Source organism: Bradyrhizobium sp. Leo114 (assembly GCF_055229415.2).
In genome coordinates, this window is sequence record NZ_JBUYEN020000006.1 from 1 (window position 1) to 14,209 (window position 14,209).

10 protein-coding genes and 1 pseudogene are annotated in these 14,209 nt (G+C 62.0%); 7 read left to right on the forward strand and 4 right to left on the reverse strand.

From position 1 onward, the window contains the following. Positions 1-82: 82 nt before the first annotated feature. The 4 genes and pseudogenes from ACZIRK_RS08995 to ACZIRK_RS09010 all read right to left on the reverse strand — a co-directional run. Positions 83-697 (reverse strand): annotated as a pseudogene (locus ACZIRK_RS08995) (ABC transporter permease); the annotation flags it as partial. A gap of 89 nt (positions 698-786) precedes the next feature. Then, a complete protein-coding gene (locus ACZIRK_RS09000) occupies positions 787-1,731 on the reverse strand; it encodes an ABC transporter substrate-binding protein (RefSeq protein ID WP_463327169.1) in 945 nt (314 codons plus the stop codon). Between the two features lie 126 nt (positions 1,732-1,857). Then, positions 1,858-2,601, reverse strand: a complete 744-nt coding sequence (gene hutC, locus ACZIRK_RS09005) for a histidine utilization repressor (RefSeq protein ID WP_463327170.1) — start codon at positions 2,599-2,601, stop codon at positions 1,858-1,860. Next, positions 2,598-3,956, reverse strand: a complete 1,359-nt coding sequence (locus ACZIRK_RS09010) for a formimidoylglutamate deiminase (protein ID WP_463327171.1) — start codon at positions 3,954-3,956, stop codon at positions 2,598-2,600. Before ACZIRK_RS09010 ends, hutC begins: the two co-directional genes overlap by 4 nt. Before the next feature lie 83 nt (positions 3,957-4,039). On the opposite strand from ACZIRK_RS09010, the gene hutI reads away from it, so the two are divergent. The 7 genes from hutI to ACZIRK_RS09045 all read left to right on the forward strand — a co-directional run bounded on the left by hutI (position 4,040) and on the right by ACZIRK_RS09045 (position 14,161). Then, the gene (gene hutI / locus ACZIRK_RS09015) at positions 4,040-5,254 is read left to right on the forward strand and encodes an imidazolonepropionase (RefSeq protein ID WP_463327172.1); all 1,215 of its coding nucleotides are present in this window, start codon (positions 4,040-4,042) and stop codon (positions 5,252-5,254) included. After that, on the forward strand, positions 5,251-6,840 hold the full coding sequence (hutH, locus tag ACZIRK_RS09020; protein ID WP_463327173.1) for a histidine ammonia-lyase: 1,590 nt from the start codon (positions 5,251-5,253) through the stop codon (positions 6,838-6,840). The genes hutI and hutH overlap by 4 nt, the downstream gene beginning before the upstream one ends. Beyond that, positions 6,837-8,507, forward strand: coding sequence for a urocanate hydratase (gene hutU, locus ACZIRK_RS09025; protein WP_463327174.1), 1,671 nt, complete (start codon positions 6,837-6,839; stop codon positions 8,505-8,507). Before hutH ends, hutU begins: the two co-directional genes overlap by 4 nt. Before the next feature lie 259 nt (positions 8,508-8,766). After that, a complete protein-coding gene (locus ACZIRK_RS09030) occupies positions 8,767-10,350 on the forward strand; it encodes an ABC transporter substrate-binding protein (RefSeq protein ID WP_463327326.1) in 1,584 nt (527 codons plus the stop codon). A gap of 72 nt (positions 10,351-10,422) precedes the next feature. After that, positions 10,423-11,403, forward strand: a complete 981-nt coding sequence (locus ACZIRK_RS09035; RefSeq protein WP_028161899.1) for an ABC transporter permease — start codon at positions 10,423-10,425, stop codon at positions 11,401-11,403. Continuing rightward, on the forward strand, positions 11,403-12,323 hold the full coding sequence (locus ACZIRK_RS09040) for an ABC transporter permease (protein ID WP_028161900.1): 921 nt from the start codon (positions 11,403-11,405) through the stop codon (positions 12,321-12,323). The genes ACZIRK_RS09035 and ACZIRK_RS09040 overlap by 1 nt, the downstream gene beginning before the upstream one ends. Continuing rightward, the gene (locus ACZIRK_RS09045; RefSeq protein ID WP_463327175.1) at positions 12,320-14,161 is read left to right on the forward strand and encodes an ABC transporter ATP-binding protein; all 1,842 of its coding nucleotides are present in this window, start codon (positions 12,320-12,322) and stop codon (positions 14,159-14,161) included. The genes ACZIRK_RS09040 and ACZIRK_RS09045 overlap by 4 nt, the downstream gene beginning before the upstream one ends. The last annotated feature ends 48 nt before the right edge of the window (positions 14,162-14,209 follow it).

Here is a 14,209-nt window from a genome sequence, read left to right on the forward strand (position 1 = left end):
CGCCATCAGACTCGCTCGAAAGCGAATCCAACCCGCACACATCATCGCATGGTCACTTTGGCGTAGAGCTCACCAGGCCGCCGCCCAGCGCGCGCACTTCAAAACAAAAAGACAACTGTAATGCTAGAACCAGCCGAAGAATTTCCGCGATCTCGGGAGCGGATGAGGGCAGCAGCACGCGGCGGATGATGCCGCCGTCGCCGGCTCCCAGCGTGTACGCCGCTTCGACCAGATCGCGTCTCGTGCTGCCCACGGTCACGGCGATCATCAGGATGATCTGGAACACCGATCCGATGAAAATCACCATGAGCTTCTGCAGTTCGCCGATACCGGCCCACAGGATCAAAAGAGGGATGAAGGCAGAGGCCGGCAGATAACGCGCGAACGAAACGAACGGCTCGAGAAAGGCTTCAATCGGCTTGTAAGCGCCCATGAGAACGCCTAGCGGCACGGCAACGAGAGCCGCCAGCACGAAGCCGCCGACAACACGCCAGATCGTCATGCCGATATCAAACAGAAATCCATGCTTGGTGAGCAGCTCGAAGCCTTCCTGCACCATGATCAGTGGGTTGGCGAGAAATGTCTTCGAAACATAGCCGCCGAAGGTCGCCCAGGCCCACAGGGCAACGAACAGCACGAAGAATGCAAGGCCATAGGCCACGCGTTGCTTCGACGTTACCGGACTTAGAGGACGCATCACGGCGGTATTTCCAGGCGACGTGTCGATCCTGCGCCAGTTTTGCTCCACAAGCGGCGAAGCGGAACTGGCGCGGGCGCGCAGCGGTTCTATTTGATGAAGCTCGCGTCAAAAAGATCTTCGATCTTCGGGGCAGACTTGATGATGCCGATCTCGAGCAGCAGGTCTGCCGCCTCTTTGTTGAAGGTCAGGAACTCGCCCGTGAAGAATTTCTGGTTCGCTGCTTTGTCCTGCCAGCGCAGATATTTTGCCGAGTTGCCGAACTGCTCGCCCGATTGTTTCACGTCGGCCCCCATGATCTCGTACGCCTTCGCTTGATCCCTTGCGATCATGTCGAGGGCTTCGAAATAGCTGTCAGCCAGGGCCTGAGCGGCTTTCGGATTGTCGGTCAGGAATTTCGGTGTGCAGCCGAAGGTGTCCATCACCATCGGGTAGTCGAGAGTGGTGGCGATGATCTTGCCCTTGTCGGGTGCGCCACGCACGGTCGAGAGGTAAGGTTCATAGGTCATTGCCGCATCGTTCTGGCCGGAAACGAACGCCTGTGCCGCCGCGGCTGGCTCCAGATTCACGATCGTGACGTCCTTGACCGAGAGGCCGTTCTTTCGAAGCATCCAGGCCAGTGCGAAGTAGGGTGAGGTGCCCGGCGCGGACGCCGCGACTGTCTTGCCTTTCAGATCCTTGATCGAGGCAATGTCGTTGCGCACGGCCATGCCGTCGGCGCCAAAGCTCTTGTCAAGCTGAAAGATCTGCTTGGTCGCGACGCCGTTCGCATTCCAGGAGATCCAGGTCTCGACTGTGGTCGCCGCACATTGAATGTCTCCGGACGCGATGGCGAGATGCCGATCCTTCTGCGGAATTTTCCTCAGCGTGACGTCGAGCCCGTTTTTCTTGAAAATGCCGGCCTGGCTTGCAAGCGTGAGCGGCGCAAAGCCGGTCCATCCCGAGATGCCGATGCCGACCCTCACATCGTCGGCAACCGCCGGTGCGGATACCAGCAGGGCAAAAACTGCTGTGAATGCTCTTAAACTACGCATGATGCTCTTCCCTCCTGCCGTACTATGGATTGCGTCCCGTTGGTTGCTTCACGTCCGCTGCGACGAGCTCCCGCACCAGTCACGTGTGCATCGCGTTGCATGAATTGTGCCGTGCCGGACATTCTTTCAGCCGCCCTTGAAACGGGCTACCAGCCGATGGGTGTCCCCCGGATAGAGCAGGCGCACGGCGGTGACCGTTCGTGCGCTGCGCCATGTGTATCGATCGATCACTAAGCAGGGCGCGCCGACGGCAATGTCCAGTTCGGCTGCAGTGCCCTTATCGGCCACCGTGGCGCTGATGGTGTGCTCGGCTTCGGTCCAAGGAACATGGTGCAACAGCCATGAGCCGGGTGGCTCGGTCGTAAAGTCCGCCGCGGCGGCTTCCGGCACCGTGTCGAGATCGATCAGCCTGTCTTCAATGGCAAACGGCACGTCGTCGGCGCTGTGACGACAAGCGATCGCGATCACCTTGCCGGTCCTACGGACGCCAAGACGCGCGCGATCGGCGGCGTTCGCGGCGCGGCGGGAGCAATGGATAAGCTGATAAGCATAGCTGCGGCCAAGCGCGGTAATCTCCGCGCGAATGTCGGCGATCTTGAGCACCGCCGACAGATGCTGCGGGCGACGTACAAATGTGCCGGCCCGCCGTCTTCGCTCGATCAGATCGGCTTGCGCCAATTCCGACAGCGCCTTGTTCACGGTCATTCGCGAGCAGCGATAACGCGCCATCAGCTCGTGCTCGAAGGGAATGCGATGACCCGGAGGCCATTCACCAGTCAGGATCCGACGTTCTATATCGTGTCGGATCTGCCTGTAGAGTGTTAGCTTGTCCGTGCCCGGAAGCTCGTTGTCGTGAGCGTGGAGACTCATGCCAGAAGCCTCCGGACGGTCGCGTTGAACTGCGCGCGCGCTCGCTCGCGGAGCCGATGACGTCCGCCCTCGACGAGCTTGTTTCCTCCTGCCCAGACACAATCGATGGCTCCGGCGCCGGTCGCAAAAATCCAGCCGTCGAGGATGGCATCGCCGCGGCGTCCGGCCAGAGATGGATGCGTGATGTCGAGGGTCACGATATCGGCGCGCGCGCCTCGTTCTATTCCCGCGCCGGTCTGCGCCAGCGCCTGTGCACCGCCCGCGAGCGCGCTCTCGAATAACGTGCGACCAGTCGAGCTGCCGGGGCCGTCGGAGAGCACATTGCGTGCGCGGTGCTTCAGGCGCTGACCATATTCGAGCTGACGCAATTCATCGGTAACGCCAACCAGGACATTGGAATCGGTGCCGACGCCGAACCGGCCCCCGGCATCAACAAATTCGCGCGCCGGGAAAATACCATCGCCGAGGCTCGCTTCAGTTACCGGGCACAGGCCAGCGACTGCGCCGATGCTCCCGAGCGAGGCGACTTCCGTCGGCGATGTGTGGGTCGCATGGATCAGGCACCAGCGTTGATCGACGGGCGCGTGGTCAAACAGCCATTCGACCGGCCGCTGGCCCGACCAGGCAATACAATCCTTGACCTCCCTGACTTGCTCGGCGGCGTGGATATGGATCGGCGCGCCTTGGGCCATCGGCACGATCGCAGATAGTTCGGTTGGGGTCACGGCGCGCAGGCTGTGCGGGGCAATGCCGACATTGGCTCCGGGTAACGTACTGACCGCCTTGCGCGTGGCGTCAAGCAGCGTAGCAAACTGGTCGATTGAACAGATGAATCGGCGCTGGCCTGCATGCGGCGCGGCGCCGCCAAAGGCGCTGTGCGCATAGAAACTCGGCAAGAGCGTGAGGCCGATGCCTGCGCCCTCGGCAGCCTGAGCAATTCGTGTCGCCATCTCGGAGAGGTCGGCATAGGGCATGCCGTCACGATCATGATGAAGATAGTGGAACTCACCGACCCGCGTATAGCCCTGCTCGAGCATCTCGACATAAAGCAAGGTCGCGACGCTCTCGACGTCTTCCGGAGTCATTTCGAGCGCAAAGCGATACATCGTCTCGCGCCATGTCCAGAAGGTATCCGCCGTGTTGCCACGCGTCTCGGCAAGGCCCGCCATGGCGCGCTGGAACGCGTGACTGTGCAGGCTCGCTATCCCCGGAACTGCCAGCCGATGCTGCTCATCCCGCGCTCCCGGCGCCACGCCGACCGCAATCTTGGCGACGAGCCCATCCGTGATGACCACCTGCACGTCATCGGCCCAGCCCGACGGCAGCAGCGCGGATGCGAAGTGCAGATTTGTCATGTTTCGTGCCGACTGGACAGAGCGTCAACACGATTATATGTCTAGACATATATGTCAAGCTTCCGGCACCCGGGGGAAGGCACATGGCAGAGCGCTACGATCGTATCTGGCACAATGCGCGGCTCGCCACGATGCGCGAGGATCTGCCGGGTCTCGGCGTCATCGAGCACGGCGTGATCGCTGCCCGCGATGGCCGGATCGTCTATGCAGGCACGCAATCCGATTTCCAGCGTGATGCCGACGCGACCGAGCGGATCGACTGCGCCGGCCGATGGGTCACGCCCGGATTGGTCGATTGCCACACCCACCTTGTTTTCGGCGGCAACCGCGCCCACGAATTCGAATTGCGGCTTGAGGGCGCAAGCTATGAAGAGATCGCCCGTGCCGGTGGCGGCATCGTCGCCACCGTTGCGGCCACGCGGACCGCGAACGAGGCCGAGCTTGTCGCCGACGCATTGCCGAGGCTCGACGCGCTGATCCGCGAGGGCGTCACGACGATCGAAATCAAGTCCGGCTACGGCCTCAACACCGAGACCGAGATGCGGCAGCTTTTGGCCGCGCGTGCGCTTGGCCGTGTCCGACCGATCGCGGTCCGGACGTCTTTTCTTGGTGCACATGCACTTCCGCCGGAAGCTTCCGGCGACAAAGATCGTTACATCGATCTCGTGTGCCAGGAAATGCTGCCTGCGGTGGCGGAGGCGGGACTTGCAGACGCCGTGGATGCTTTCATGGAAGGCATCGCGTTCTCGCGCGATCAAACGGCGCGCGTCTTCGAGGCGGCCAAAGCCCTGGGTTTGCCGATCAAGCTTCACGCCGATCAATTATCGAACCTCGGCGGCGCATCGCTTGCAGCGGAATATTCAGCTCTGTCCGCCGATCATCTGGAGCACACCGACGAGGCCGGGGCTCAGGAGATGGCGGCGGCAGGCACGGTCGCCGTCCTGTTGCCAGGCGCGTTCTATTTTATTCGCGAGACGACGAAACCGCCGGTCGAGCTTTTCCGTGCCCACGGAGTCAAAATGGCGTTGGCGACCGACTGCAATCCCGGCAGCTCGCCGCTGACGTCGCTTCTGCTCACGATGAACATGGGGGCGACGCTGTTTCGATTGACCGTTGCCGAATGCCTTGCCGGCGTGACGCGCGAGGGAGCGCGCGCGCTAGGCCTTCTAAGCGACACGGGTACGCTCGAAGTCGGCAAATGGTGTGATCTCGCGATCTGGGACATCGAGCGGCCCGCTGAACTCGTCTACCGGATCGGCTTCAACCCCCTGCATAGCCGCGTATGGAGGGCGCAATGAGTGATCCGGCGGCGCCGATCGTCGTCAAGCCGGGAAGGGTCACGCTCGACGATTTCGCCCGGGTGCTCGCAGGTGCTGCAGTCTTGCTCGAACCATCCTTCTGGGCTCGGGTCGAACTGGCTTCTCGTATCGTTGCGCAAGCTGCTCACGCGGACGTGCCGGCTTACGGCATCAACACCGGATTCGGAAAGCTGGCTTCGACGCACATTGCTCCCGATCAGACCGCGCTGCTTCAGCGCAATCTCATTGTCTCTCATTGTTGCGGGGTAGGGCGTCCCTCGCCCGAGCCGATCGTTCGGCTGATGATGGCCTTGAAGATCGTCTCGCTCGGGCGAGGCGCTTCCGGCGTGCGCCGCGAGGTCATCGAGCAACTGCAGATGATGCTGGCGCGCGGCGTTTGTCCGCTGGTGCCGCAGCAGGGTTCGGTCGGCGCATCCGGCGATCTGGCGCCACTTGCGCATATGACGGCCGTCATGATCGGGGAGGGGCAGGCGATCCTCGATGGACGGCTTGTTCCGGGCCGCGACGCGCTCGCCGCCGCCGGTCTTGCGCCGTTGACGCTCGGACCGAAGGAGGGGCTCGCCCTCATCAACGGCACCCAGTTCTCGACGGCTTACGCCATCTCCGGCGTGCTGCGCGCCCATCGCCTGGCCTGCGCGGCTTTGGTGACAGGCGCTCTTTCGGTCGATGCCGCCATGGCCTCGACCGCGCCGTTCCGGCCGGAGGTGCAGCAGTTGCGCGGACATGCCGGCCAAACTGCTGCCGGCGCCGCCCTGACGGCGCTGCTTGCCGGCAGCGACATTCGCCAGTCGCATCTCGAGGGCGATGAGCGGGTGCAGGATCCCTATTGTCTGCGCTGTCAGCCGCAGGTTGCTGGCGCCGCGCTCGACTTGCTTACGCAAGCGGCGCGAACGTTGGAGATCGAGGCCAATGCCGTCACCGACAATCCGTTGGTATTCGTCGAGACTGGCGAGATCGTCTCGGGCGGCAACTTCCACGCCGAACCAGTGGCTTTCGCCGCGGACCAGATTGCGCTTGCGCTTTCGGAGATCGGTGCGATCAGCGAAAGGCGGATCGCGACGCTGGTCGATCCCGCGCTGAATTTCGGCTTGCCGCCGTTCCTCACGCCGGAGCCGGGTATCAACTCCGGCTTCATGATCGCCGAAGTGACGGCGGCCGCGCTCTATGCCGAGAACAAGCAGCGTGCGTCGGCCTGCTCGATCGACTCAACCCCCACCAGCGCCAATCAGGAAGATCACGTCTCGATGGCTGCGCACGCCGCGCGCCGGCTGTCCGATATGGCGGACAATTTGGCGACGATCTTAGGTATCGAGCTCTCGGTCGCAGCGCAAGGCATCACGCTTCGCACGCCGCATTCGACCAGCGCCCCGCTCGCGGCGGTCATTGCTGAATTGCGCGCGCATGTGCCGGCTTTGAGCGCTGATCGTTACATGGCCGATGATCTTGCGAAGGCGACCGCGCTGGTCGAATCCGGTGCGTTGCCGGCTGCGGCGCTCTCCGCGCTGCCGGACATCCCGTTCCCGATCCTTGTTTCGAATCTTGCCGATAAGGGCGATCTGTCATGAGCCGTCGAGTAGACAACGACCGTACGATCCGCGCGCCCCGGGGCGGCGAGATCAGTGCCAAGAGCTGGTTGACGGAGGCACCGCTCCGCATGCTCATGAACAATCTCGATCCGGAAGTCGCGGAACGTCCAAGCGAACTCGTCGTCTACGGCGGAATCGGTCGTGCCGCACGCGACTGGGATAGCTTCGACCGGATCGTCACCTCCTTGCGCAAGCTGGAAGCCGACCAGACCTTGCTGGTTCAGTCGGGCAAGCCGGTCGGGATCTTCCGCACGCATCCGGACGCGCCGCGCGTTCTGATCGCGAACTCGAACCTGGTGCCGCATTGGGCGACGCTCGATCACTTCAACGCGCTCGACCGGCAAGGCCTGATGATGTTCGGGCAAATGACGGCCGGGTCCTGGATCTATATCGGCAGCCAGGGCATCGTGCAGGGAACCTATGAGACGTTTGTCGAGGTCGGACGACGACACTACGGCGGCAGTCTTGCAGGCAAGTGGATCCTTACGGCGGGGCTCGGCGGCATGGGCGGCGCGCAGCCGCTCGCCGCGACCATGGCGGGCGCCTCGCTGCTGGCGATCGAATGCCAGCCGAGCCGCATCGAGATGCGGCTGCGCACGGGTTATCTTGATCGACAAGCGAACACGCTTGATGAGGCACTTTCGATCGTGGCGGCGAGCGCGCAGGGTAATAAGCCGGTCTCGGTCGGCTTGCTCGGCAACGCGGCTGAGATTTTTCCGGAACTGGTGCGGCGTGGCGTGAGGCCGGACATCGTCACCGACCAGACCAGCGCGCACGATCCCATCAATGGCTACCTGCCCAAGGGGTGGTCGCTTGCCGAGTGGGAGACAAGACGCGCCAGCGATCCGAAGGCGGTTGAAGCCGCGGCCAAGACGTCGATGGTCGATCACGTTCAGGCCATGCTGGATTTCCACGCCCAGGGTATTCCCACGCTGGACTATGGCAACAACATTCGTCAGATGGCGAAAGATATGGGACTGCATAACGCATTCGATTTTCCGGGCTTCGTCCCTGCCTATATCCGTCCACTGTTTTGCAGAGGCGTTGGGCCGTTTCGGTGGGCCGCGCTGTCAGGCGATCCGGATGACATCTTCAGGACGGATGCCAAAGTCAAGGAGCTGATGCCCGACGATAAGCACCTGCATAACTGGCTCGATATGGCGAAAGCCCGCATCAAGTTTCAGGGGTTGCCGGCGCGGATCTGCTGGGTGGGTCTCGGCGATCGCTACCGCCTGGGTCTCGCCTTCAACGAGATGGTGGCGCGCGGCGAACTAAAGGCGCCGATCGTGATCGGCCGCGACCATCTCGACAGCGGCTCGGTTGCCAGTCCGAACCGCGAAACGGAAGCGATGCGCGATGGTTCCGATGCGGTATCGGATTGGCCGCTGCTCAATGCTCTCCTGAATTGTGCCAGCGGCGCGACGTGGGTCTCGCTGCATCACGGCGGAGGCGTCGGCATCGGCTATTCGCAACACGCCGGAATGGTGATTGTTGCAGACGGAACGGCGGAGGCTGCCCGCCGCATTGAACGGGTGCTCTGGAACGATCCGGCGAGCGGCGTCATGCGGCACGCCGACGCGGGCTATGAAAGCGCGATTGCGTGTGCCCGCGCGAACGGGCTCGATCTGCCGGGCCTGGCGCCATAGGGCATGCTTGGCGCTGGCGACAACGGTCGGCGCCAGCCACTTCGCGCAACTCGCGAATCCGATTGCCTGCACCGTAGGCGAACCGCCCGCCAGAAGGCAGAGGCGTGTCCAGACTCCGCACGCGCCGAAACAGGGTTGCCGCCAAATCGGTCAAAATCCACACATGGATCATCTAAAATAGGCAAAATACGCCCTTGGCACGCCTCCTGCATGACCGTTGTGACCGATCTGTCGGTTCATGTGGAAAAGGGGAATGTCGATGCATCCGAAATTTGACCGTCGCCACTTTCTAAAGGGGGCGGCGGGAGCCGCGGTCGCCGCAGGCTACATGCAGATCAATCCAGACTTTTTCATCTCACAGGCGCGCGCGCAGGCCGGGAAGACCATGACCTTCCTGTCGGCCGAGAACATCACGGGCAATTGGGATCCAACCGCTCACACCACGCTTTCGCAGAAAAACATCGAAGGCTTCGTGATGGGTTTTCTGACCCGCACACCGATGAAGCTCGATAACCCGAGCGAGGTCGTCTATGAACTGGCAACCGACATCAAGCTGCTCGATCCGAACCGCCTGCAAATCAAGCTGCGTCAAGGCGTCGTCTTCCATGATGGCAAACCGTTCAAGGCGGAGGACGTCAAGGCCACTTTCGAATATGGATCCAAGCCGGATCGCCCCGCGCAATGGTATCCTGGCCCCACCGAAACGCTGAAGATCGAGACGCCTGATGACTACACGGTGATCGTCGATACGTCGAAAGGCGGTTACCCGGCTCACCTCTTCATGTTCCTTGCGGCGTTCCTGCCGATCATGTCGGCAAAGGATATCGCGGGCGGACCTGGGGGCGTGCTCTCACAGCGGCTGAATGGCACTGGTCCCTTCAAATTCGTCGAGCAGCGCGGCAACGACACCGTGATGAAGGCGTTCGATGGCTACTTCAAGGGCAAGCCGGCCATTGCGGGGATCAATTTCACTTTCACCGGCGACTCCACGACGCGCATGCTCTCCCTCATGAATGGTCAGGCTTCGATCGTCGAACGCCTTGAGCCAGAGCAGGTGGATGCGGTCAAGGGCAATCCCAACATCCGCATCAACCAGGTCGTTTCGGTCGAGAACAAGTATCTTTGGTTTCGCTGCTCGAAGCCGCCGTTCAATGATCCCCGTATCCGCCTCGCCGCCTGTCACGCCATCAACCGTGACGTCATCCTCGAAGTGCTGGGATCCGCGGGGCACGCGTCGTCCAACTTCGTGTCGCCGGTCAAGTTCGGTTACATTGATCTCGAGAATTATCCGAAGTTCGACCCAAAGAAGTGCCAGGCGTTGCTCGCCGAGGCCGGTTTCCCGAACGGCAAGGGGTTGCCGCCGCTCGAATACATCACGTCCGTGGGCTTCTATCCCAAGACCAAGGAATACGGCGAGATCATCACCGCGATGCTCAACGAGCAGGGCTTCAATGTCAGCCTGACCGTGCTCGAGCCAGCCGCCTGGAATGAACGCCTGTACCATCGTCCCGGCGGCGGACCCGGTCATATGGTGGACTGCGGATGGTCGACCGGCTCGCCCGAGCCCGATTTGATTCTCCGCACGCATTTCCACTCCTCGTCGCATCGCATTTGCGGCATCGAGGATACCGCGATCGACGCAAGTCTCGACAAGGAGCGTAGCGCACCGACGCTTGAGGAACGGAAGAAGATCCTCCAGACCGAGACGATGCCCCTGATCGCCTCCAAGATGCCGGCGCTCTCGCTCTTCACGTCCGTCATGATTCACGCGATGCAGAAGAATTTCGAAGGTCTCTATATCTATCCGGATGGTTCGATGGATGCTTCGAGGCCCGTTGCCTGACCATGGACGGTCACCGCGCGCCGCGAGCAGGCGGTGCGCGGTCCGACATGTCCTCCGACGCGGAGCTGAAGAATGTTCGTCCTGAACTTCCTGATGCGGCGCCTGATTCAAGGCGTCATCATCATATTCCTTGTCTCGCTGCTGATCTTCACCTTGCTGAGGGTGGTGCCGGGAGATCCGGTGCGACTGATGGCCGGCGGCATGGCTCCCGAGGCCCTGATCGAGAAGATCGCGACCGACATGGGGTTGCGAGACCCGATCATCGTTCAGTTCGGCCGCTATATGAGCAGCGTCGTTCGGGGCAATCTCGGGCAGTCCTTCGTTCGTCCCGCGAACGGCGCTGCGACAGGCGGCGCGAACTTCAACGATACGACGCGCGGTGAACGGGCCAAGGTGCTAAGCCTGATCCTCGAAGCCTTGCCTATGACGCTGCAGCTTGCCGCAGTGACGTTGGCGATTGCCCTCGTTTTCTCCGGGATCATAGGGATTGCTGGCGGCCTCGCGGTCGGGCGTTGGCCGGACAAGCTGGCATTCTACACCTCGTCGGTGTTCATATCGTTGCCGAATTTCTGGCTGGGAATCGTTCTCGCGCTGCTGTTTTCAGTCAAGCTCGGTTGGCTGCCGGCGATCGGATATCAGGGGTTTGCCTACACGATTCTCCCAGCCATCGTGCTTGCGGTCGAATTGTCGCCGGTCCTGATCCGGACGCTCGTCAGTTCCGTCTCGGCGCAGATGATGGAACCCTACGTGGCGGTGGGGCATGTCCGTGGCCTCGGCCGCAGCCGCATCATTGCAAACCATGCCCTTCGCAATGCCTCGGTACCGCTGCTCAATCTGCTCGGGGTGCAGTTTTCGAGCCTGCTCGGCGGGGTGATCATCGTCGAATACATCTTCGACTATCCCGGGCTTGGTCTGTTGACCATCAACGCGGTGTTGCAGCGCGACTTCCCGTTGATTCAAGGGATTGCCATCGTAACCAGCGCCATCTTTGTGCTGATCAACATCATTGTCGATCTTATTGCAACCACGATGGATCCAAGGCTCGAATATTGATGTCTATCGCTACCGCCACCGGCGCACCAATGGCGCACACGCCGGCCCAACGCTCCGTCATCCGACGCATCTTCGACAAGGCTGCATCGACGCCGGGATTTCGCGTCGGCCTCGGACTGTTCGTTGTCCTTGCCCTGGCGACCGCCTTCTATCCTGAACTGAGCGGCATCGACCCGACGAAGATGGACGTCAAGGCGCGCCTTCTGCCACCGCTGTTTCTGGGCGGAAACTGGAGCTGGGCGCACCCGCTCGGCACGGATCAGATCGGCCGCGACATGCTCGTCCGCTCACTGGTCGGCCTGCGTTACTCCTTCCTGATCGGCGTCGCCTCCGTCATCGTCATGTTGGCGATCGGATGCGCGCTTGGCACGATTTCGGGCTACTTCGGCGGACGAACCGATGCCATCGTCATGAGGCTGACGGATGCCCAGCTATCGATCCCGATGATTATCCTCGCCATTTCCGTGCTCGGCGTTTCGCGGCCGACCATCCCCGCGATCGTTTTGGTGCTCGGAGTTTCGAACTGGCCGGTCTATGCCCGCATCATGCGCAGCATCGTGATGACCGAGCGGCAGCGCGAATATGTCCGCGCCGCAAAGATCGGCGGTTCGACCGATCTTCGGATCATCCTCGCGCTGCTGCTGCCGTTGCTGCTGCCGCCGGTCCTGTTCACGTCGGTGCTCGACGTTGCGCGCATGATGATCTTCGAATCCACGCTCGGTTTCCTGGGCCTCGGCGTGCAGCCACCGACGCCTACGTTCGGCAATATCATAGCGGACGGACGGAAATATCTGCTGAACGCGTGGTGGATCGCCACCATGCCGGGTCTCTTCCTCGGCCTGACACTCACCAGCGTCAACCTGATCGGCGCTTCCCTCGAACGTGCACGGAATGCGATTCACGGAGGCTCCGAAGCATGACGCAGCCGCTTCTTGACCTCAAGAACCTGACGGTCGCCGCGGGTAGCGGCGGCACGGCCAAAGTCATTCTCGACAATGTGTCCCTCAGCCTCGCTCCCCGCGAGATCGTCGGCGTGGTGGGCGCCAGCGGTTCCGGAAAGACCGTACTTTCCAAGGCCGTGGTCAACTGGCTCGAGCCGCCGCTCACGAAGCGATCGGGTCAGGTGCTGTTCGAGGGACGCGACATCTATGCCATGCGCGGCGCGGAGATGCGCCTGTTGCGCCAGCGGATATCCTATGTCGGCGCCAATCCCATGGGTGCGCTCGATCCAACCCTGCCGGTCGGCGCCCAGATTGTCGAGAAGATGCGGGCCGTCGTGCCCAGAACATTACGTCGGGATGCCGAACGTCGTGTCATCGAACTCCTCGATGCGGTTCGCATCCCATCGGCGCGAAATCGCTTTCACGACTATCCCTCCCAGTTCTCGGGCGGCATGATGCAGCGAGCGCTGATCGTGGATGCATTGGTGACCAATCCCGCACTTCTGGTCGCCGACAACGTCACGCAGCCGCTCGATGTGACGGTCGCTGCTCAGGTGATCCGGCTGATGAAGGAGCTGACGGTCACCTTCAACACCGCGGTGCTGTTCGTCTCATCGTCCCTGCCAGTGGCGCGTGAAGCCTGCTCGCGGATCCTGGTGATGGATGAAGGGCGCATCGTCGAGGAGCAGTCGACAGAAGATCTGATCAGCAGGCCCGTATATCCCTATACACGCGAACTGGTGCGCCAGACCCCGAAAATATGGGTCGAGGCGGCCGCAACGCCCCGCCTTGACGACCAGCGGGAGGTGGTTGTCAGCTTGCGCGACGCCTCGCAGACCTACAAGGTTAGAAAGAAAAGCGGTTTTGGTGGCTTCAACCTGGTTCGCGCCGTTCGCAACGTCACCTTCGACGTGCGCCGCGGCGACAGCTTTGCCATTGTCGGCGAGTCCGGCTGCGGAAAGTCGACCCTGATGCGGCTTCTGTCGAGGCTCGAATTGCCGAGCTCAGGACAAATCCTCTGCGCGGACAAGGACATCGCAACGCTCAAGGGCCGGGCGCTGCTCGAGTTCCGGAGCAAGCTGCAGATGGTGCTACAGGATCCGTTCGGCTCGCTGCCGCCCCGGACCTCGATCGGGAGGATGCTGGAGGATCCGCTGCGTACGCATGGCTGGCGCGACAAAGGCAGGATTCGCGAACGCGTCCTGAAGGTGATGGGCGAAGTGGGGGTGCCGGCCGAACTTTACGAGGAGCTTCCGCTGGGATTGAGCGCTGGACAACGACAACGCGTCAACGTCGCCCGTGCGTTGGTGCTGGAGCCGGAAATTCTCATCATGGATGAAACGCTGTCCGCCCTCGATCAAACCGAGCAGTTCAAGCTGCTCGACTTGTTCCAGACGCTCCAGAAGGAATACGATCTGACCTACATCTTCATCTCGCACGATCTGGCGATGGTGAGGAAAGCCTGCAATCGCGTGGCGGTGATGTATCTCGGCGAGGTCTTCGAGCTCGCTGACAATGAGCGACTATTCTTCGACCCGGGACACCCGTACACGAGGGCACTTCTGAGCGCCATGCCGACGCTTGAGCGGCGTCGCTATCAACCGGACGAGTGTCTGCTGGAGGGGGAGCCGCCAAGCCCGCTCGACGTTCCCGCGGGCTGCAGCTTCAGGTCGCGCTGTCCGCAGGCCATCGACAAATGCAGCCGCCTTCATCCGAGCCTGACGGTGCGGGAGCGGCAGGACTTCGCTGCGTGTCATCTGGTGATGCCGTCGCTCGATGTCTCCGGCGCTGCCGAAGGGATGCACGCCAGCGTGTAATGAGGGGGTCGTGAACAACAAGTCGGCTTTGGAAGCGGCCAGCAGTGC